At 65.4% G+C, this 20059-nt stretch carries 22 protein-coding genes; 18 read left to right on the top strand and 4 right to left on the bottom strand.

Features of this window, described 5'->3' with window-relative positions; genetic code table 11:
• Positions 1–11: 11 nt before the first annotated feature.
• Positions 12–632, bottom strand: coding sequence for a hypothetical protein (locus ASE64_RS00225; protein WP_055774317.1), 621 nt, complete (start codon positions 630–632; stop codon positions 12–14).
• 78 nt (positions 633–710) lie between these two features.
• Between ASE64_RS00225 and ASE64_RS00220 the strand changes: the two genes are divergently transcribed.
• The 10 genes from ASE64_RS00220 (at position 711) to dapF (ending at position 11026) form a co-directional block, all read left to right on the top strand.
• Positions 711–3587, top strand: coding sequence for an FtsK/SpoIIIE family DNA translocase (locus ASE64_RS00220; protein ID WP_055774315.1), 2877 nt, complete (start codon positions 711–713; stop codon positions 3585–3587).
• A gap of 6 nt (positions 3588–3593) precedes the next feature.
• Positions 3594–4184 (top strand): CDP-diacylglycerol--glycerol-3-phosphate 3-phosphatidyltransferase, encoded by a 591-nt coding sequence (gene pgsA / locus ASE64_RS00215; RefSeq protein WP_055774312.1) that lies wholly within the window; start codon positions 3594–3596, stop codon positions 4182–4184.
• Positions 4181–4684: a CinA family protein gene (locus ASE64_RS00210; RefSeq protein ID WP_055774310.1), complete on the top strand. Its 504-nt coding sequence runs from the start codon at positions 4181–4183 to the stop codon at positions 4682–4684. Before pgsA ends, ASE64_RS00210 begins: the two co-directional genes overlap by 4 nt.
• Positions 4685–4928: 244 nt before the next feature.
• Positions 4929–5237 carry a helix-turn-helix domain-containing protein gene (locus ASE64_RS00205; RefSeq protein WP_044443014.1) on the top strand — a complete coding sequence of 103 codons (309 nt, stop codon included), beginning with the start codon at positions 4929–4931 and terminating at the stop codon, positions 5235–5237.
• A 101-nt stretch (positions 5238–5338) separates the two neighbouring features.
• Positions 5339–5563: a DUF3046 domain-containing protein gene (locus ASE64_RS00200; RefSeq protein WP_055774307.1), complete on the top strand. Its 225-nt coding sequence runs from the start codon at positions 5339–5341 to the stop codon at positions 5561–5563.
• Positions 5564–5823: 260 nt separating this feature from the next.
• Positions 5824–6891: a recombinase RecA gene (recA, locus tag ASE64_RS00195; protein ID WP_055774302.1), complete on the top strand. Its 1068-nt coding sequence runs from the start codon at positions 5824–5826 to the stop codon at positions 6889–6891.
• A 39-nt stretch (positions 6892–6930) separates the two neighbouring features.
• Entirely contained in the window at positions 6931–7611 is a 681-nt protein-coding gene (locus ASE64_RS00190; RefSeq protein ID WP_055774299.1) for a regulatory protein RecX, read from the top strand.
• A gap of 47 nt (positions 7612–7658) precedes the next feature.
• Entirely contained in the window at positions 7659–9200 is a 1542-nt protein-coding gene (gene miaB / locus ASE64_RS00185; RefSeq protein ID WP_055774296.1) for a tRNA (N6-isopentenyl adenosine(37)-C2)-methylthiotransferase MiaB, read from the top strand.
• Entirely contained in the window at positions 9190–10155 is a 966-nt protein-coding gene (miaA, locus tag ASE64_RS00180; protein WP_082465804.1) for a tRNA (adenosine(37)-N6)-dimethylallyltransferase MiaA, read from the top strand. Before miaB ends, miaA begins: the two co-directional genes overlap by 11 nt.
• The gene (dapF, locus tag ASE64_RS00175) at positions 10145–11026 is read left to right on the top strand and encodes a diaminopimelate epimerase (RefSeq protein ID WP_055774293.1); all 882 of its coding nucleotides are present in this window, start codon (positions 10145–10147) and stop codon (positions 11024–11026) included. Before miaA ends, dapF begins: the two co-directional genes overlap by 11 nt.
• 7 nt (positions 11027–11033) lie before the next feature.
• Here dapF and ASE64_RS00170 read toward each other — a convergent pair whose 3' ends face one another.
• Positions 11034–11645, bottom strand: coding sequence for a class I SAM-dependent methyltransferase (locus ASE64_RS00170; protein WP_055774289.1), 612 nt, complete (start codon positions 11643–11645; stop codon positions 11034–11036).
• A 42-nt stretch (positions 11646–11687) separates the two neighbouring features.
• On the opposite strand from ASE64_RS00170, the gene hflX reads away from it, so the two are divergent.
• A complete protein-coding gene (gene hflX, locus ASE64_RS00165; RefSeq protein WP_055774287.1) occupies positions 11688–13220 on the top strand; it encodes a GTPase HflX in 1533 nt (510 codons plus the stop codon).
• Between the two features lie 92 nt (positions 13221–13312).
• On the opposite strand, the gene lexA is transcribed toward hflX, so the two are convergent.
• Positions 13313–13993: a transcriptional repressor LexA gene (gene lexA / locus ASE64_RS00160; RefSeq protein ID WP_055774285.1), complete on the bottom strand. Its 681-nt coding sequence runs from the start codon at positions 13991–13993 to the stop codon at positions 13313–13315.
• Between the two features lie 284 nt (positions 13994–14277).
• Between lexA and ASE64_RS00155 the strand changes: the two genes are divergently transcribed.
• The 6 genes from ASE64_RS00155 (at position 14278) to ASE64_RS00130 (ending at position 18680) form a co-directional block, all read left to right on the top strand.
• Positions 14278–14625 (top strand): LysM peptidoglycan-binding domain-containing protein, encoded by a 348-nt coding sequence (locus tag ASE64_RS00155; protein WP_055774283.1) that lies wholly within the window; start codon positions 14278–14280, stop codon positions 14623–14625.
• Positions 14626–14683: 58 nt separating this feature from the next.
• Positions 14684–15757, top strand: coding sequence for a histidinol-phosphate transaminase (locus tag ASE64_RS00150; protein ID WP_082465803.1), 1074 nt, complete (start codon positions 14684–14686; stop codon positions 15755–15757).
• A gap of 62 nt (positions 15758–15819) precedes the next feature.
• Positions 15820–16428, top strand: coding sequence for an imidazoleglycerol-phosphate dehydratase HisB (gene hisB / locus ASE64_RS00145; RefSeq protein WP_055774280.1), 609 nt, complete (start codon positions 15820–15822; stop codon positions 16426–16428).
• Positions 16425–17057, top strand: a complete 633-nt coding sequence (gene hisH, locus ASE64_RS00140) for an imidazole glycerol phosphate synthase subunit HisH (protein WP_055774277.1) — start codon at positions 16425–16427, stop codon at positions 17055–17057. The genes hisB and hisH overlap by 4 nt, the downstream gene beginning before the upstream one ends.
• 89 nt (positions 17058–17146) lie before the next feature.
• Complete coding sequence (priA, locus tag ASE64_RS00135; protein ID WP_055774275.1) at positions 17147–17896, top strand: bifunctional 1-(5-phosphoribosyl)-5-((5-phosphoribosylamino)methylideneamino)imidazole-4-carboxamide isomerase/phosphoribosylanthranilate isomerase PriA; 750 nt, start codon at positions 17147–17149, stop codon at positions 17894–17896.
• Positions 17880–18680: an SseB family protein gene (locus ASE64_RS00130; RefSeq protein ID WP_104279342.1), complete on the top strand. Its 801-nt coding sequence runs from the start codon at positions 17880–17882 to the stop codon at positions 18678–18680. Before priA ends, ASE64_RS00130 begins: the two co-directional genes overlap by 17 nt.
• Before the next feature lie 10 nt (positions 18681–18690).
• Here the strand turns inward: ASE64_RS00130 and ASE64_RS00125 are convergent, their stop codons facing one another.
• A complete protein-coding gene (locus ASE64_RS00125; RefSeq protein WP_055774271.1) occupies positions 18691–19038 on the bottom strand; it encodes a DUF1844 domain-containing protein in 348 nt (115 codons plus the stop codon).
• Between the two features lie 342 nt (positions 19039–19380).
• Between ASE64_RS00125 and infC the strand changes: the two genes are divergently transcribed.
• Positions 19381–20034, top strand: a complete 654-nt coding sequence (infC, locus tag ASE64_RS00115) for a translation initiation factor IF-3 (RefSeq protein WP_200920105.1) — start codon at positions 19381–19383, stop codon at positions 20032–20034.
• Positions 20035–20059 lie beyond the last annotated feature (25 nt).

Raw genomic sequence — 20059 nt, 5'->3', positions numbered from 1 at the left:
TCTGACAGAACCTACGAGGGCCCGGCGTTCGACGCCGGGCCCTTCGTCGTTCCCGGCGCTCGATCGGAGGACATCGACGACGTGATGGCCAGCGCCAGCAGGGTCAGCCCCGCCGCGAGAAGCAGCATGGCCGCCGTGCCGAGGCCGGGGTAGATGTGTCCGGGCTGAACGAGACACGCGCCGATGACGGCGACGACGCCGCCGGGAAGCGCGCGCAGGCGGACTCGGATGGCCACTGCCGCCGTAGCCGCGAGGCAGGCGACGACGAGCGAGACGACGCCGATCAGTCCTAGTGCTCGTGCCACCTCGTACACGGGCGCCTTGCCTTCCGTGACGCCGGCCAGCTGCAGCGTGCCGGCTGCGACACCCGCGAGAAGGTCGAGCGAGGTGTAGAACGTCGCGAATCCATATCCGCCGACGGCTGCGACCCAGCCCAGAGGCCGACTAGAGCGCCGCGCGATCAGCCAGGGCCCGAGTCCGACGAGAGGGAAGAGCGGAATGAGAATCAGATGCATCACCTGCCAGATCGAGGCGGTGGCATCGGTCAGGTGATGCGGGTGCAGCAGACCGATCGCGGCGCAGACCACGGCGGGCAGTGACACGAGCAGCACGAGACGCAGGCGAGATGACATGGCACGAGGGTACGCCGGAAATCAGACACCCGGCGCACGCAACCGGCGATCGTCGGTGCCCGCGGGTAGCGTGAGCGCATGGCTACGAGTACCAAGTCGACCTCTCGCGCACGCGGAGCGTCCTCAGGTCGTTCGAGTGCGTCTACGGGCGCCCGAAAGACCCCCACGCGTGCGGCTGCGACCCAGAAGACGGTCCGGTTGAACCCCGCCGCCAAAGAAGAACAGGGCCCCGGCATCGTCAGTCGTGCCTGGCTCGCGATGGCTCACGTCGTCGGCGGCGCCTTCCGTGCGTTCTCGCCGGCCGACTTCGACAAGGCCGAGCGGCGCGACGGCGTGCCGTTTCTGCTCGTTCTCATGGCCATCGCCGGTGCGGTCGTCGAGTGGTTCCTCGTCTCCAACGCCGTCGCCGTCACGATCGAAGCATGGACCTTCGGCCTGCTGTTCGGGCGGGTGGCCTACGCTCTCCCCGTCGTTCTACTGCTGCTCGCAGCATGGCTGTTCCGACACCCGAGTTCGGTGCACAACAACGGCCGCATCGGCATCGGCCTCGGCCTCATGCTCATCACCGTGTCATCGTTGTGCCACATCTACGGCGGCCAGCCGAATCCCGCGGGGGGCCAGCTCGCCTCGGGCGGCGGAATCTTCGGCTGGGTGCTCGCGGCCCCGTTGGTCGCTCTCATCACACCGATCGGCGCCACCGTCGTCGTGTCGGCCCTGCTGTTGCTGAGCGTCTTCATCCTCACCAAGACGCCACCGAACCGCATCGGATCGCGTCTTCGCGAGCTCTACGCCTACCTGTTCGGCGCGGCCTTCCCCGACGAGGCAGAGCACCGCGAGGCCAAGAAGGCCACGAAAGCGGCGAAAGCGCTCAAGGCTCAGGCGGGCACGGCGGCGCTGTCGACCGAGCAACTCGATCTCGTCGCACGCGACGTCGACTCCGACGGTCTGCCGTGGTGGAGGCGGAACGCGTCGCAGCGTGAAGAAGACCCCGAGTTCGACGCTCCGGCCATGGCTCCGCGAGTCGAAGATCGCACCCCGGTGGCCGACGAGCCGTTCGCCAACGCCGCGAGCGTCGTCGATCCCGACGACGCCGACGAAGCGGCCCGGGCGGGTCTGCTCGACGACATGAAGGCAGCAGAGCGCGCGGTTCGACGCTTCACCGGAGAGATCCGGCCGGGCGCGGCACCGCAGACGAGCCTCCTCGATGACGCGGCCGTCGAGTCGTCATCCGCCTACCCCCAGGCGCCCGTGCGTGCGGTTCAGCCAGAGCTCGACCTCGACGAGGAGTCGACCGAGCCCGGCATCCAGATCGACACCCCGGCCGCGGATTACCGGCTGCCAGCCGCGGCCAGTCTCAAGACCGGCGGGCCTTCGCTCGCCCGCTCCGCCGCCAACGACGAGATCGTCGCGGCCATCACCGAGGTCCTCAAGCAGTTCCAGGTCGACGCGACCGTCACGGGCTTCTCTCGCGGGCCCACAGTCACCCGCTACGAGATCGAACTGGGCCCGGGCGTCAAAGTCGAGCGCGTCACTGCTCTGTCGAAGAACCTGTCGTACGCGGTCGCCAGCAATGAAGTGCGCATCCTCTCGCCGATCCCGGGCAAGAGCGCCATCGGCGTCGAGATCCCGAACACCGACCGAGAGATCGTCTCCCTGGGCGATGTGCTTCGATCCACGAAGGCGGCCTCCGACAACCACCCCATGACCATCGGCGTCGGCAAAGACGTCGAGGGCAAGTTCGTGATGGCGAACCTGGCCAAGATGCCCCACCTCCTGGTGGCCGGCTCCACCGGCTCCGGCAAGTCGAGCTTCGTCAACTCCATGGTCACGTCGATCCTGATGCGCGCGAAGCCCAGCGAGGTGCGCATGGTGCTCATCGACCCCAAGCGCGTCGAGCTCACGGCATACCAGGGCGTCCCGCACCTCATCACTCCCATCATCACGAATCCCAAGAAGGCAGCCGAGGCGCTGGCGTGGGTCGTCAAAGAGATGGACATGAGGTACGACGACCTCGAGAGCTTCGGCTTCCGGCACATCGACGACTTCAACAAAGCCGTCGTCAATAACGAGATCATCCTGCCGGTGGGCAGCCACCGGCAGCTGAAGCCGTACCCCTATCTGCTGATCGTCGTCGACGAGCTCGCCGACCTCATGATGGTGGCCCCGCGAGATGTCGAAGACTCCATCGTGCGCATCACCCAGCTGGCGCGTGCGTCCGGCATCCACCTGGTCCTGGCCACGCAGCGACCGAGCGTCGACGTGGTCACCGGTCTGATCAAGGCGAATGTGCCGAGCAGGCTGGCGTTCGCGGTGACGAGCGTGACCGACTCGAGGGTCATCCTCGACCAGCCGGGCGCCGACAAGCTCATCGGCCAGGGCGACGGTCTCTTCCTTCCCATGGGCTCCTCGAAAGCCATCCGCGTACAGGGTGCGTGGGTCAGCGAGGCAGAGATCGCAACCGTGGTGCAGCACGTCACGCATCAGGCCCGGCCGGAGTATCGGGACGACGTGGCGGTCGAGGCGGTCAAGAAGAACATCGACGCCGATATCGGCGACGACCTCGAGATCCTCCTCGCCGCGGCCGAGCTCGTGGTCAACACGCAGTTCGGCTCGACGTCGATGCTGCAACGCAAACTCAAGGTCGGATTCGCGAAGGCCGGTCGTCTCATGGACCTGATGGAATCGCGGGACATCGTCGGACCCTCCGAGGGATCGAAAGCGCGAGACGTGCTGGTCACCGCGGAGCAGCTCCCCGAGGTGCTCGCCATGCTTCGTGGTACTCCCGCAGCCTCAGCGTCGGCCGTGCCGGCCGCACCGCAGCAGTCCGCTGTTCCCGTACCCGCGGCAGACGACGATCCCTACGCCGACGACCCGGTGGCCCGGGGACTCGAGCGGTACCCTGAAGAAGAGGGCGATTCAGACGAAGATGCCTGGGGCCTGACCGGCAGAGAGTAGAGCACCGTGACCGAGGCCACTACGCGCGTGAGCAATTGGAACCTTCCGAACGTCATCACCGTCGTCCGTATCCTGCTGGCACCGCTGTTCTTCTGGATGCTTCTTGCCGACGGCGGCGCGGACACGCCGCTCCGCTACGCCGCCGCAGCGCTGTTCATCGTGGCGATCGCCACCGACGGCATCGACGGCCACATCGCTCGTTCTCGTAACCAGGTCACCGATCTGGGCAAGCTGCTCGATCCCATCGCCGACAAGGTGCTCACGGGGGCGGCGCTCGTCGGTCTCTCCATCTTGATGGAACTTCCCCCGTGGGTCACGGCGGTCATCCTCGTGCGCGAGGTCGGAATCACCGTGTTCCGGTTCGCCGTGCTCAGCGATCGAGTGATTCCGGCGTCGCGCGGGGGAAAGCTCAAGACACTGGCTCAGTCGATCGCTATCTCGCTGGCCCTCGTGCCGTTTCCCGCACTCTTGGGCGATTGGTTCGACTGGGTCAACATCGTGACGATGTCGATCGCCTTCGTTCTCACGGTCGTCACGGGTATCGACTACCTCGTGCAGGCATGGCGCCTCGGACGAGCGGCTAAGCCGGCAGCATGACCCCGCCGGTCCGAATAGACGAGACTCACGCGCTGATCGAAAAGATGGTGCGCCGCTCGCTCACGGTGGCCGTCGCTGAGTCGCTCACGGGCGGCCTCCTCGTGGCTGAGCTCATCCGTATTCCGGGTGCGTCTCGGGTTGTTCGCGGGGGAGTGGTGGCCTACGCCACGGATCTCAAGGCCTCTCTGCTGGGAGTCGACAACGAGATCCTTTCCGCGCGCGGGCCCGTCGATCCCGAGGTCGCGATCCAGATGGCGCACGGGGTGCGGCACCGTCTCGGCGAAGGGCCGGATGCGGCCGCTTGGGGGGTTTCGACCACGGGTGTGGCCGGCCCCGGCTCGCAAGACGGGCATCCCGCAGGCACGGTGTTCCTCGGCTTCGCGAGCGAAGACGGTGCGGTCTCTCGTCGGCTTCACCTCGACGGGGATCGCGACAGCGTCAGGCAGCAGACTGTGGCGGCGGCCATCCGGTTGATGCTCGAGACACTCGAACAGAACTGACCGATCGACGAAGAACGGGCCGCGTCGATCCAATCCGTGCACGCGCTGGCCACGAATCATCATTGAGAACTCGCGATCGACATTCGTCCGACTCGGGAATGAACGGCATTTCCATCTCGTTACAACTAATGTCATTCACAGAAAAGACGGTTCAGTGTCGTTTAGAGTTTCACACAGTACCGAACGGGTTTCGCCGGTTCGGCAAGGTCCGATTGACGCAAGGCATACAGCAAGGAGGGGTCCAGTGATTCTAGTTCGCCAGGAGATCGGCGACGTGCTGCGAGACTTTCGTCTCCAGAAGGGTCGCACCCTTCGGCAGGTTGCAAGCAAGGCAAGCGTCGCCCTCGGCTATCTCAGCGAGGTCGAGCGTGGCCAGAAAGAGGCATCGAGCGAGATTCTCGCATCGGTAGCCGAGGCGCTTGACACGCCCATCTCGGTGATCATGCGCGAGGTCGGCGACCGGCTCGCCGTCATCGAGGGCATCGATACCATTCCCGATACCGTGCCCGACGAGTTCGTCGCAGGCTACGATTCCAAACTTCTCACTCGGTAGTCCACCTCCGAGCACGAGATCGATCACGTGGGGGCCCTGTCACGAGTGATGTGACGGGGCCCTTCACCGTTTCTGCACGGTTGTGCGGCGCGAAGGACGGCATGAGACTGAGCGAGTTCAGGAGAGCTGTCTCCGACGAATTCGGTGCGGCGTACGGCCGTGTCCTGACCGGCGATCTCGTCATCGCCGAGCTCTCCGATCGCACCGCAGACGACGCTCTCCGTCAGGGCATTCCCCCACGTGACGTATGGCTCGCGCTCTGCCGCGCGAGCGGGGTGCCCGAGGAGCGGTGGCACGGCGTCGGTCTGCCCACGCCGCGCTCGTAGTTCGCGGATATTCGAACCGACACGCCATCGCCGGATCGAATATATGTTCTAGAACTGTGTAGTCTCCTTCACAGCAGAACTATTGGTCGTGTTGTCCACCGATCGACGCCTCACCGGCTCCGTGTCGGTGGTCGTGTCTACAGTCGGATTACACGCACAACACGATGCGAACGCCTTGTCGATACCCGGTTCTCCGGCGCGACAGCCTATAGGCGAAAAACTCACGCGACGGATTCCGCGCACGACAGAAGGAGACAGCAATGCCATCAGATGCCACACGAGAAAAGGCTCTCGAAACAGCGCTTGCACAGATCGACCGACAGTTCGGCAAGGGCTCCGTCATGCGCTTGGGCAGCGATGACCGCGCTCCGGTCGAAGTCATCCCTACGGGGTCGATCGCACTCGACGTCGCGCTCGGAGTCGGAGGTCTTCCCCGCGGCCGCATCGTCGAGATCTACGGCCCCGAGTCGAGCGGAAAGACGACACTCACCCTCCACGCCATCGCCAATGCCCAGAAGGCCGGCGGAATCGCCGCGTTCATCGACGCCGAGCACGCGCTCGACCCGGCCTACGCCCAGAAGCTCGGCGTCGACATCGACGCGCTTCTCGTCTCTCAGCCCGACACCGGTGAGCAGGCACTCGAGATCGCCGACATGCTCGTGCGAAGCGGCTCGATCGATCTGATCGTCATCGACTCCGTGGCGGCACTCGTGCCTCGAGCCGAGATCGAGGGCGAGATGGGCGACTCGCACGTGGGGCTCCAGGCCCGTCTGATGTCACAGGCGCTCCGCAAGCTCACGGGTGGGCTCAGCACCACGAACACCACCATGATCTTCATCAACCAGCTGCGAGAGAAGATCGGTGTCTTCTTCGGTAGTCCAGAGACCACAGCCGGCGGAAAGGCGCTCAAGTTCTACGCGTCCGTCCGGCTCGACATCCGACGCATCGAAACGCTGAAAGAGGGCACCGACGCGGTCGGCAACCGCACGCGAGTGAAGGTGGTCAAGAACAAGATGGCGCCCCCCTTCAAGCAGGCCGAGTTCGACATCCTCTACGGCATCGGAATCTCTCGCGAAGGCAGCCTCATCGACTTCGGAGTCGAACACGAGATCGTTCGCAAGTCGGGGGCCTGGTACACCTACGAGGGCGAACAGCTGGGCCAGGGTAAAGAGAACTCTCGCCGCTTCCTCAATGAGAACCCCGAGATCGCGTTGGAGATCGAGACCAAGATCCTGACCAAGCTGGGCATCGGAGCCGACAAGACCGCTGCGGCACCCGCCGCACCGGTCGCCCTCGCGACGAAGGCGGCGGCCCGCAAGGGCGCCTAGCCTGCCCACGCACCCCACCTGAACAGAAAGGCCACGGTCATGGTCAGATTCACCGGCTCATCCGACACCGACGACGACGATTCGAATGAGACCGCCGACAGCCCGGTGGCTCCCGTGGCCTTTCTGTTCGGCGCGCCCGCCGAGCAACCCGAGCCAGCCCGTCACTTCGCCGGCCCCGTAGCGGTTCCGACCCTCGATACCGCCGGGCTCACCCCCGACGAGGTCGAACAGCAAGAGTTGCAACTCGCCGATCTTGAGAACCTGGTGGTGCGGGCGCTGGCTCGTAAAGACCTCTCCGAGTGGCAGGTCACCGAGATTCTGGCGGCGAATGGGGTCGAATCGTCGGCGTTCGAGGGCTTTCTCACGATCTACCGCTCCAAGGGCTATGTCGACGACTACGCGTTTGCCGAGCGCGAGATCGAGCGTCTGCACCGGCGCAAGGGGTTCGGCCGCAGCCAGATCCAGCGCGAGCTGGGGGCCAAGCGCATCAGCCAGGAGATCGTGTCCGATCTGCTCACCGCACTCGATGACGACGACGAGCTTGCCCGCGCCCTCGAGCTGGCCGAGAAGAAGGCTCCCAGCCTGCTGCGTCTTGACCGAGCCACGGCAGAACGCCGGCTGAGCAGCTTCCTCCAGCGCAAGGGATACCCGTCCCAAGTCGTGCGCGACGCGGTCTCGAAGACCCTGGTGACGGGCACGAGCACCGTTCGTTTCCGCTGAGCGGACGGTGGCGCGGGCTCTCGGTTCGTCGAACGTAAACTTGCCCTATGAACAGCGTGACCGCACCACCCCGCATTCGCACCTACGAGGTCCGCACCTTCGGTTGTCAGATGAACGTGCACGACTCGGAGCGGCTCTCCGGCTCTCTCGAAGCTGCTGGCTATGTGAAGGCGGAGCCCGGAACCGAGGCCGATACCGTCGTCATCAATACCTGCGCGGTACGTGAGAACGCAGACAACAAGCTCTACGGCAACCTCGGCTACCTGGCCAGTGTCAAGCGCAGGCACGACGGCATGCAGATCGCCGTGGGCGGCTGCCTGGCGCAGAAAGACAAGAACACCATCCTCACGAAGGCCCCCTGGGTCGACGTGGTCTTCGGTACACACAACATGGGCTCTCTGCCCAGCCTTCTCGAGCGAGCCCGGCACAACGGCGAAGCCCAGATCGAGATCCTCGACTCGCTCGAGACCTTCCCGTCGACACTGCCCACCAAGCGCGACTCCACCTACAGCGGGTGGGTGTCGATATCGGTCGGCTGCAACAACACCTGCACCTTCTGCATCGTGCCCGCCCTGCGTGGCAAAGAAAAAGACCGGCGACCGGGCGACATCCTCGCCGAGATCCAGGCGCTCGTCGACGACGGTGCGATCGAGGTCACTCTTCTGGGGCAGAACGTCAATTCCTATGGGGTGGAGTTCGGCGACCGGTTCGCCTTCTCGAAGCTCTTGAGGGCCGCAGGAGCGATCCCTGGCCTCGAGCGCATCCGCTTCACGAGCCCGCACCCCGCTGCCTTCACCGACGACGTCATCGATGCCATGGCAGAGACACCGGCGGTCATGCCTCAGCTCCATATGCCGTTGCAGTCCGGATCGGATCGTGTCCTCAAGGCCATGAGACGCTCGTACCGTTCCGCCAAGTTCCTCGGCATCCTCGATCGCGTGAGGCAGCGGATCCCGCACGCGGCGATCAGCACCGACATCATCGTCGGGTTCCCCGGCGAGACCGAAGAAGACTTCGCCGAGACCCTACGCGTGGTGGAGCAAGCGCGGTTCGCCACGGCTTTTACGTTCCAATACTCGATCCGGCCAGGAACCCCGGCGGCCACCATGCCGGATCAGGTTCCGAAGGCGGTCGTGCAAGAGCGTTACGAGAGGCTGGCCGCCCTCCAAGATCGCATCTCGTGGGAAGAGAATCAGCGCGTCATCGGTCGCGAGGTCAACGTTCTGGTCGCCAACGGGGAAGGGCGCAAAGACTCGGATACGCACCGCCTGAGCGGTCGCGCTGAAGACTCGCGGCTCGTGCACTTCGAGGTGTCCCCGACCTCGGCAGTGCCGCGACCCGGCGACATCGTCGCCGTCGTCGTGACCGAGGCCGCGCCGTTCCACCTGATCGCCGACTCCGACGGCACGCCCCTACGTGTTCGCCGCACCCTCGCTGGCGATGCATGGGATCGCGCCGCGGCCGAGTCCTGCGGCGTTCCGACACCCGCCACCGGCGCATCCGCTGGCCCCCGGCCTGTCTCCCTGGGACTCCCCACGCTGCGTGTCGGCACTGTGCCGATCTACGATCTCGCCGACGGTGAGCGTTAGCGGTTCCGACGGCCACCCCACCGTCGCAGACGTGGTCGTGATCGTCGGGGCCACGGGAACAGGCAAGTCGGGTCTTGCTCTCGATCTGGCCGAGGGCCTCTTTCGGCATGGTCGCCGTGCGGAGGTGGTGAACGCCGATGCAATGCAGCTGTACCGCGGCATGGACATCGGCACGGCGAAGCTTCCGCTCGTCGACCGCAGAGGCGTTCCTCATCACCTTCTCGACGTGCTCGATGTCACACAAGAGAATTCCGTCGCCGACTTCCAGACCTCGGCGCGCGCCGAGATCGACGCGGTTATCGAACGCGACAATGTACCGATCCTCGTCGGTGGGTCGGGTCTGTACGTCTCGAGCGTCATCTACGAGTTCGACTTCCCGGGCACCGACCCGGCGATCCGCGCACGTCTCGAAGCCGAGCTCATCGCCGACGGTCCTGGATCCCTCTACAGGCGACTCAAGGAGCGCGACGAGAGCGCCGCCGCGGCGATCGGGTCGCAGAATGGTCGCAGGCTCGTGCGTGCTCTCGAGGTGTTCGAGATGACGGGCCGAACGCTCACGGGAACGCTTCCCGGCGCTCCCGTCGGATGGCGAACGTCGAGCATCATCTCCCTCGAGATGCCCCGTGCAGACCTCGTCTCGCGCCTCGACGAGCGCGTGCGCGGCATGTGGCGAGACGGAATCGTCGACGAAGCAGATGCTCTGCGCTCGGAGGGTCTCGCGGCTGACACGACCGCCGGCAAGGCGATCGGCTATGCACAGGCGCTGGCCCAACTGGCCGGCGAGATCAGTGAAGACGAGGCGATCGCCTCGACCCAGGCTCTCACTCGGCGCTACGCCCGTCGCCAGGTGGGGTGGTTCCGGCGCTACGTCGCATCGGTGACGACGGATGCCCGTGATCCGGACTCGACGGCACGCGCACTGTCAGAGACCCTAGGCTTGCAGGATGGCGACTGAACTGCACTTCACCAAGGGGCACGGCACGGGCAACGACTTCGTGCTCTACACCGATGCTCAGGGCACGAACGATCTCACCCCTGCCCAGGTCGCCGCCATCTGTGATCGGCACTTCGGGGTCGGCGCCGATGGAGTCATCCGCGCCGTCAGGTCCGACAGCCTTCCCGATGGGGCCGCCGCTCTGGCCGAAGATGCGGCCGCAGAATGGTTCATGGATTACCGCAACGCCGACGGGTCGATCGCCGAGATGTGCGGCAACGGCATCCGGGTCTACACGCGGTATCTCATCGACAACGGTTTGGTCGAGCTGGGCCCGGGAGACACACTCGCGATCGGGACGCGAGTGGGCGTACGCGATGTCCAGCGCAGCACCACGGGATTCCAGGTCGACCTCGGACGCTGGCGTCTCGAGGCGGGCGAGCCCGTGGTTCGGGCGCGCAACCTCGCTGTCGCACGCCCCGGGCAGGGAATCAACATAGGCAATCCGCACGTCGTCGTGGCCCTCGCGGATACCGACGAGCTTGCGTCAGCCGATCTCGCCTATATCCCCCAGGTAGAGCCGGAACCGGCCGACGGCGCGAACGTCGAGTTCGTCGTGCCTCACGAGCCGCTCGTCGCAGACGGTGTCGGGCGCATCACGATGCGAGTCCACGAGCGCGGCAGCGGTGAGACCCTCTCGTGCGGCACAGGGGCTGCTGCGGCCGCGTTGGCCACACGGCATTGGGCCGGCCGTGGTGCTCCGAACATCTGGAGGGTCGACGTGCCGGGTGGCACGGTCGGCGTTCGGATGTTTGCAGCCGAGGACGGCGAGCATGTGTCGTTGTCCGGGCCTGCCGAGCTCGTGTTCGAGGGCGATCTCTCGCTCGGATAGCCGAAGGTCAGGCGATCGAGCGGGCGCGCAGCACCCGGTAACCCTTGTTGGTCGCGGCACGCGTGATCTGGATGTCGGACGGGAACTCGGACTCGATCCAGCGCTGCAGGGAGTCGGAGCCGAGATTGCGCTGAACCACGAGCCAGGCGTCCGAGCCCTTCTCGAGTCGAGGCAGCCAGGTCTTCATGATCGTGTGCAGTTCTGCCTTGCCGACTCGGATGGGTGGATTCGACCAGATCGTCATGAACGAGATGTCGGCGGGAACATCGGATGCCAGAACGGCGTTGACGTTCGTGAGACCGAGGCGGTCGGCGTTGGCACGAACGAGATCGAGAGCCCGTTCGTTGACGTCGACGGCCCAGACCTGGGCTCGCGGAGACAGGAGAGCGAGCGACAGAGCGATCGGCCCCCACCCGCACCCGAGGTCGAGGAGATTGCCGCCGGGCGGGGGAGCCGGAGTGTTCGCGAGGAGCACTTGAGTGCCCACATCGATGCGGTCCGGACTGAAGACCCCGCCGGCCGTGACCAGCGTGTGGTCGGTATCGGCGAGACGCACCGAGATCTCTCGAGGGATGAGCGGACTCGCCGGGGTGGCCGAGAAATAGTGCTCATTCGTCATAGAGGGACAGTAGCAAACCTGAGAGGGATATCCTTGACGCAGATGACCGAGAAAACTGAAGCAACAACAGAGAACCACGACAGCGACGACGTGGTCGCGAGAGTGCTGTCCATGGCGGAGACGCGGGCAGCGGGTTACTCCCTGTTCACGAACTCAGCGGCTCAGGCCCTGCAGCGCGACACGACTGGCCGCGAATCCGGATTCGACGGCGACCAGAGTGAGCGCGAAGACCGACAGGCCCTGCGCCGAGTGGTCGGGCTGTCGACGGAACTCGAAGACGTCACCGAGGTCGAGTATCGACAGCTGCGCATCGAGAACGTCATTCTCATCGGGGTGTACACCCAGGGCAGTCTCACCGACGCAGAGAACTCGATGCATGAGCTGGCCGCGCTGGCAGAGACCGCGGGTGCGGTGGTACTCGAAGGCCTGCTGCAACGCCGACCCACACCAGATCCCAGCACCTACTTCGGCAAGGGCAAGGCCCACGAACTGCGAGATTTGGTGCAGTCGCTGGGCGCCGACACCGTGATCGCCGACAGCGAGCTCGCGCCGAGCCAGCGCCGAGCCCTCGAAGACGTCGTCAAGGTCAAGGTGATCGACCGCACCGCCGTGATCCTCGATATCTTCAGCCAGCACGCCAAGAGTCGAGAGGGCAAGGCCCAGGTGGAGCTCGCTCAACTCGAGTACCTCCTTCCGAGGCTTCGAGGCTGGGGTGACTCGATGTCTCGCCAGGCAGGTGGCCAGGTGGGTGGTGCCGGAGCCGGTATGGGCTCGCGCGGACCGGGTGAGACGAAGATCGAACTCGACCGTCGCCGGATCCACACACGCATGGCCCGGTTGCGCAAGCAGATCGTAGAGATGAAGCCCGCTCGCGATGCGAAGCGCGCCAATCGCAAACGCAACGCCGTGCCTTCTGTCGCCATCGCCGGATACACGAATGCCGGCAAGTCGTCGCTGTTGAACAGGGTGACGCGCGCAGGAGTGCTGGTCGAGAACGCGTTGTTCGCGACACTCGATTCGACCGTGCGCAAAACCACCGCAGTCGACGGCCGTCAGTACACGTTCGCCGACACGGTGGGCTTCGTTCGGAACCTTCCCCATCAGCTCGTCGAGGCATTCCGCTCGACCCTGGAGGAGGTGGCTGACGCGGACGTCATCATCCATGTCGTCGACGGGGCTCATCCCGATCCCGCGAGCCAGTTGGCCACCGTCAGAGACGTGATCGGCGAGGTGGGGGCTCGAGGCATCCCCGAGATCGTGGCCTTCAACAAGAGCGATCTGATCTCCGAAAGCGATCGCATCGTGTTGCGGGGGCTCGAGCCTCGCTCGGTGTTCGTCTCGGCGCGCACCGGAGAAGGCATAACGGAACTGCTCGAGATGGTCGAACAGGCGCTGCCCAAGCCGACGATCACCGTCGATGTCCTGCTCCCGTATGAGCGTGGCGATCTGGTGGCCCTCCTGCACGACCACAACACCGTGCTCAGCACCGACTACGAAGAGGCGGGAACTCGAGTCCGCGCCCTCGTCAACCCGGAATACGAGCAGGCCCTGGAGGAGTTCGCGGTCTCCCGCTAACGCGCTTCTGATCGATTGCGCCCACGGCGCAGAAAGGCCCCGGACGATCATTCGTCCGGGGCCTTTCTTCGCTGCGTCGAGCGGTGCTGTCGTCAGCGTACCGAGCGCAAGACAGAGACGACTTTGCCGAGCACCTGAGCGTGGTCGCCCACGATCGGCTCGAAGTTCGAGTTGCGGGGGAGCAGCCACGTGTGTCCGTCGCGCTGCCGGAACACCTTCACGGTGGCCTCGCCGTCGAGCATCGCTGCAACGATGTCGCCGTTCTCAGCGGTCTGCTGAGCCCGGACGACGACGAAGTCGCCGTCGCAGATCGCCGCGTCGATCATCGATTCTCCGACCACTTTCAGCATGAAGAGATCGCCGCCGCCGACCAGCTGACGGGGGAGGGGAAAGACCTCCTCGACCTGCTGCTCGGCCGTGATCGGGATACCTGCTGCGATGCGACCTACCAGCGGCACGAGGGCGGCGTCGCCCATTGGGGCCGCTGTGTCGGATGACTCGACGGTCTCCGATGACGACTCGGGCGTAGGGATGTCGATGAGGACCTCCATGGCGCGAGGGCGGTTCGGGTCGCGACGAAGGTAGCCGCTCAACTCGAGCTGGTTGAGCTGATGCGTGACGCTCGAGAGCGAGGCAAGACCGACCGCATCGCCAATCTCGCGCATGCTCGGCGGGTAGCCGCGCTGGCTGACCGATCGTTGAACGACTCCGAGGATGGCCAACTGCTTCTCCGAGAGGCTCTTTCGCCGTCTCGTTCCACGTTCGGTGGTCATGTGTCCCGCTTTCCGTCGGCGTCGTTTTCGAGTGTGCTGTGCCTTCGCAGTCGCCGATGTCGGTGGCTGGTGGTGCACTGTCGGTGGCTGGTGATGCACTTTGTACCGACAGTCGAAACTGTATCCAACTCAGGGTGCAAACAAAACACATGTTCGAGTGTGTCGCCATAATCGGTCGACTTTCGAGCTTGATCTATCGAACATTCGAAGCTATATTCGGAACACAGCTTCGTATCCGGTGCTCCCGGCCGAGCGCCGGATACGAATTTCTCCTGGAGGTTGCCATGACCGCACTGCCCGCTACCGCGTCACACACCGCTCGCCTGCGCATCACCCGCCGCGGCCGTGTCGTCCTCGCGGCACTGGCGTCGATCCCCGTGGTGGCCGTCGTCACCGCCGTGGCTCTCTTCGGCGCGAATAGCGCGGTCGCAGACGGTGTCGCATCGTCGGGGGCGACGCAGGCCTTCGACTACGTCACCGTTCAGGCCGGTGAGACCCTCTGGGGCCTGGCCGAAGAGATCGCTCCGACGGCCGACCCGCGCGACGTCATCGCCGACATCGTGAGCCTCAACCAGCTTCCATCCGCCGAGGTCCAGCCGGGGCAGCGTCTCGCCGTTCCCGACGAGTACTGAGCCGTTCAGCTATTCGGGTGATCGCGGAGGCGTCGCAGGGGCCCGCTAAAATCGTCACGTGACCTCTCTCGACGACCTTCCCATTCGCGACGATCTCCGGGGTATGTCTCCCTACGGGGCTCCTCAGAAACACGTCCGCGTCGAGCTGAACGTCAATGAGAACACGCACCCGATCCCGGAGCCGGTGGCGCGAGACATCATCGAGTCGCTTGCTCGTGCGATCTTGACGATCAACCGCTACCCCGATCGGGAGTTCTCTCAGCTGCGCGAGAGTCTGGCGGCATATCTCGGGCACGGTATGACTCGAGACAATATCTGGGCTGCGAACGGCTCGAATGAGATCCTCCAGCAGATCATGCAGGCCTTCGGCGGCCCCGGGCGGTCCATTCTGGGGTTCCCTCCCACGTATTCGATGCACTCCATCATCGCGTCTGGCACCGGTACACGATGGATCTCCGCGGAGCGCGACGCCGGCTTCGAGATCTCGCCGAACACGGCGGTCGCAGCGATCCGCGAGCACCAGCCCGACATCGTCATCTTCTGTTCGCCGAACAACCCCACGGGAACCCCGTTGTCGCTCGAAACCATCGAGGCGGCTTACGACGCGACCGACAAGATCGTGATCGTCGACGAGGCATACGCGGAGTTCGCCCCGGCAGGCGCCCCGTCGGCCCTCACGTTGCTGCCCGGGCGTCCGCGGCTCATCGTGTCGCGCACCATGAGCAAGGCCTTCGCGTTCGCCGGTGCTCGGCTCGGGTACCTGGCTGCCGATCCGTCAGTCGCTGACGCGCTTCGCCTCGTTCGTCTTCCGTATCACCTGTCGTCGCTCACGCAGGCCGCCGCAGTCGCTGCGCTCGATCACTCGGCCGAGATGCTCGCCATGGTTGACGACATCTCGGTGCAGCGTGATCGGATCGTCGAGAGGCTCACCGAGCTGGGCTACCACGCGTGGCCGACGTGGTCGAACTTCGTGCTCTTCGGTGGCGTCGAGAATCCTGCTGAGGTGTTCGAGACGTTGCTCGAGCAGGGCATCATCATTCGCAATCTCGGCATTCCGGGGCATCTTCGCGTGAGTGCCGGTACGCAGGCCGAGACCACCGCTTTCCTCGACGCGATGGCCGCCCTGTCCTGACCCATCGGGTCGCACGGCGGCCCAACCGTACCGTGACGGATCGGGGCCGGTAAACTGAGGCCATGGCCACACCTTCCCGCACCGCGCGCCTGCAGCGCGCGACCAGCGAATCCAGTATCGAACTCTCGCTCGACCTCGATGGAACGGGTGAGAGTTCTATCTCGACGGGTGTGCCGTTCTTCGACCACATGCTCACCGCCTTCGCCAAGCACTCGCTGACGGATCTGACGGTCACAGCATCGGGTGACGTCGATATCGACGTGCACCACACCGTCGAAGACGTGGGAATCGTGCTGGGCACGGCGATCAAGCAGGCCCTGGGAGACAAGGCCGGGATCTCTCGCTTCGGCGACGCCCTCGTGCCTCTCGACGAAGCGCTGGTGCAGGCCGTGGTTGACATCTCCGGACGCCCCTTCCTGGTTCACAGCGGAGAGCCGAACGGATTCGAGTTCCACCTCATCGGCGGCCACTTCACCGGATCCATGGTGCGCCACGTCTTCGAAGCGATCACCTTCCACGCGGCGATGACCGTTCACGTCACCGTTCTCGGTGGCCGCGATCCCCACCACATCGCCGAGGCGGAGTTCAAGGCGTTCGCTCGCGCCTTCCGTCAGGCCAAGTCGCTCGACCCGCTCGTCTCGGGCGTCCCGTCGACCAAGGGTGCCCTGTGACCGGCAAGTCCGTCGTCGTCCTCGATTACGGCAGTGGAAACATCCACTCGGCGGCCAAGGCACTCGAGCGCGCGGGCGCCCAAGTGGAACTCACCCGCGACCGGGCACGCGTCATGGAGGCCGACGGGTTGTTCGTGCCCGGGGTCGGCGCGTTCTCCGCGGTGATGGAACAGCTCCGGGCCGTGCGAGGCGATGAACTCATCGACAGGCGGTTGGCCGGAGGCCGACCGGTGCTCGGCATCTGTGTCGGCATGCAGGTGATGTTCGACCGCGGCGTTGAACGCGGCATCGATACCGGAGGCCTCGGCGAGTGGCCCGGTGCGGTCGAGCAACTGCCTGCGGAGATCCTGCCCCACATGGGGTGGAACGTCGTCAACGCCCCGAGCGAGTCTGTGCTGTTCGACGGCATCCGAGATGAACGCTTCTACTTCGTGCACTCCAATGCGGCCCAGCAGTGGCTGCTTCCGCCCCAGTCGCCTCTGCCCGCACCTCACGTGACCTGGGCGGATCACGACGGCCCCTTCATCGCGGCCGTCGAGAACGGCCCCCTCTCCGCGACTCAGTTCCACCCCGAGAAGTCGGGCGAGGCGGGCCTGCAGCTGCTGCGCAACTGGATCGCGTCGCTCTAACCCCGGCTCCGATTTCGTCGGCCTCAGAGGAATCGTTAAGATCGCACGGGGTGTCCGCACGTGCGCCTGCCAGAGACAAGAAGGACCCCATGAGCGAGTTCAGCATCAAGACCCCCGCACTCACCCTGCTGCCTGCCGTCGATATCGCCGGAGGCAAGGCCGTGCGACTCACTCAGGGCAAGGCGGGCACGGAGACGAACCACGGCGACCCGGTCGACGCGGCGGCGGACTGGGTCAGCCAGGGCGCCGAGTGGATTCACCTGGTCGACCTCGACGCGGCGTTCGGCAGAGGAGACAACCTCCACGTCGTGAAGCGCGTCATCCACGAAGCGAAGGGCGTCAATGTCGAGCTCTCCGGAGGTATCCGCGACGATCGCAGTCTCGAGACGGCCCTCGAGAGCGGCGCGAAGCGCGTCAATCTCGGCACGGCGGCGCTCGAGAACCCTGAGTGGGCGGCCAGCGTGATCGCGAGCTACGGCGAGGCGATCGCCGTCGGTCTCGACGTGCGCGGCACGACTCTGGCCGCGCGCGGGTGGACGGAGGACGGGGGAGACCTGTGGGAGGTTCTGACTCGCCTCGAAGACGCGGGCTGCGCGCGATACGTGGTCACGGATGTCACCAAGGACGGCACACTCAAGGGACCGAACGTCGCGTTGCTGAAGCAGGTCATGGAGCACACATCGCGTCCGGTCGTCGCCTCGGGTGGCATCTCCAGCCTCGACGACATCGCCGAGCTCCGGACGCTCGTCTCTCTCGGACTCGAGGGAGCGATCGTCGGTCGGGCACTCTACTCGGGGGCGTTCACCCTCGCAGAGGCATTGGATGTGGCGTCTGACTGAGCATCCGGGCGCTCGTGCGCCCCACGACCACAGCGCGTCCGACTCGGCGGGTCAGCCGTGGGCCGGCCGGTCGTTCGACGCGAACTTCTTCGCCGGCGACTCCGGCGGGGCCCCCGAGCGGCTCGTCGAAGCCCTCCGGCGGTTCCGGGCGGCTGAGCTTGCCCAGACCGACGTCCTCGATGCCGTGCGCGACGTTCGTCTCCTGGTTCCGCTCGTCGCCCACGCGGGCGAGACCGGTGTCGATGCTCACGGCCGGCGCTTCGACAAGACCCAGGAGCTGTCGCTCGTCACCGTCGGCGCTCCCGACGGACGCCGCGTTCTTCCCGTGTTCACCTCGACCGAGGCCATGGCGGCCTGGAATCCGGCTGCCCGGCCGATACCGGCCTCGGCTCGCAGGGCCGCTCTCGCCGCAGCGGGGGAGGAGACGCCGCTCATGGTGCTCGACCCCACGAGCGACACGGAGTTCGTCTTCCGACGGCCGATGCTGAGGGCGATAGCCGAGGGGACGGCGTGGGTGCACCCGTCGGCCTCATCGACCATCGTCCAAGCCTTCCAACAGTCGATCGCCTCGTCGGCGGCTGTCCGGTCGGTGCGGCTGTCCGATGGCGATCCGGATGCCCGGATGGCGGGCCCGCAGGTCATCGTCGAGTTGGGCCTGGTTCCCGACCTCACACGCAGCGAGCTCGACGAGGTGCTGGCGTACCTGCAGAGGTCCTGGCAGGCGAGCGAGCTCATCGCGAGCGAGGTCGACTCTCTGGGCGTGAAACTGGCAGAGGCCCGCTGAGCCGACCGACTCAGGTGACCGGACCGGTGAGCTTCTCTCCCGGGCCCTGGCCGATCGCATCCGGAATCGCCGACGCCTCGCGGAACGCGAGCTGCAGGGAACGGAGACCGTCGCGGAGGCTTCGAGCGTGCTGATCGCCGATCTCGGGTGAGGCGCTCGTGACCAGGCCAGCCAGAGCGATGATCAGCTTGCGCGCCTCATCGAGGTCGATCTGGTTCTCCGGATCGTCGGCCAGCCCCGTCTTGATGGCCGCAGCACTCATGAGGTGCACGGCCGTGGTGGTGATCAATTCGACCGCGGGCACCTCCGAGATGTCTCGCGTGGCGGAGGTGGCCGAGTCGTCGTATGCAAAGCTCATGAGGCGAGTCTAGGTCGCCTGTCGCCGTGGACTATGCCGGGACCGAATCCTCTGTTAGTATCTTCAAGGCTCTGGGGAACATGTTTACCCCCAGTACGAAAAGTGGAGAATCTCCCACCCGCACACCGCTTCAACAGGTTACCGGGTAGATTGCACTCCGCTTCGGGTCAGAACATCGATCCGAAGTAGACAGGGTGTGGTGCGCAGAACGGCTCAGGCTCGAGTTCGCGTGCAGATTATTCAAGGTTCGTGGCTGCGTGCTCACCTACGATCGCGCTGCCGAGCCCGGTACCCAGACGTCTGTGTCTGGGAGTGCCGCACCAGCGATTGAAGGAGTAACGCATCAGCGATCCCCGTACAAACGACCGTATCCGGGTCTCCGAGGTCCGCCTCGTTGGCCCCGCCGGTGAGCAGGTCGGCGTCGTCAGTATCGACGTCGCACTCAAGCTTGCCCAAGAGGCAGACCTCGATCTGGTTGAGGTGGCCCCCAATAGCAAGCCGCCCGTTGCCAAGATCATGGATTACGGCAAGTTCAAGTACGAAGCTGCGCAGAAGGCCAAGGAAGCCCGTCGTAACCAGGCGAACACGATCCTCAAAGAGGTCCGTTTCCGTCTGAAGATCGACGTGCACGACTACGAGACGAAGCGCAAGCGCGCCGAGGGCTTCCTCAAGGCGGGCGACAAGGTGAAGGCCATGATCCTGTTCCGCGGCCGCGAGCAGTCGCGCCCCGAGCAGGGCGTCCGTCTTCTCCAGCGCTTCGCAGAAGACGTCTCCGAGTTCGGTGCCGTCGAATCGACTCCGACGATCGATGGCCGCAACATGGTCATGGTGATCGGGCCGCTGAAGAACAAGTCCGAGGCCAAGGCCGAGGCGAACGCTCAGCGTGCCGCTTCGAAGAGCCGTCCCGGTGCAGAAGAGTCAGCCGACGAAGCCCCCGAGGCTGCGTCGCCCGCTGCAACAGACACCGTCGCGGCAGACTCTGCCGAGATGAAGTAGCACCCCACAAACCGAGCAAGTCCCA

The organism is Agreia sp. Leaf210, from assembly GCF_001421485.1.
In the GTDB taxonomy this organism is placed as follows: domain Bacteria; phylum Actinomycetota; class Actinomycetes; order Actinomycetales; family Microbacteriaceae; genus Agreia.
This window is presented reverse-complemented; position numbering and strand designations above follow the sequence as displayed.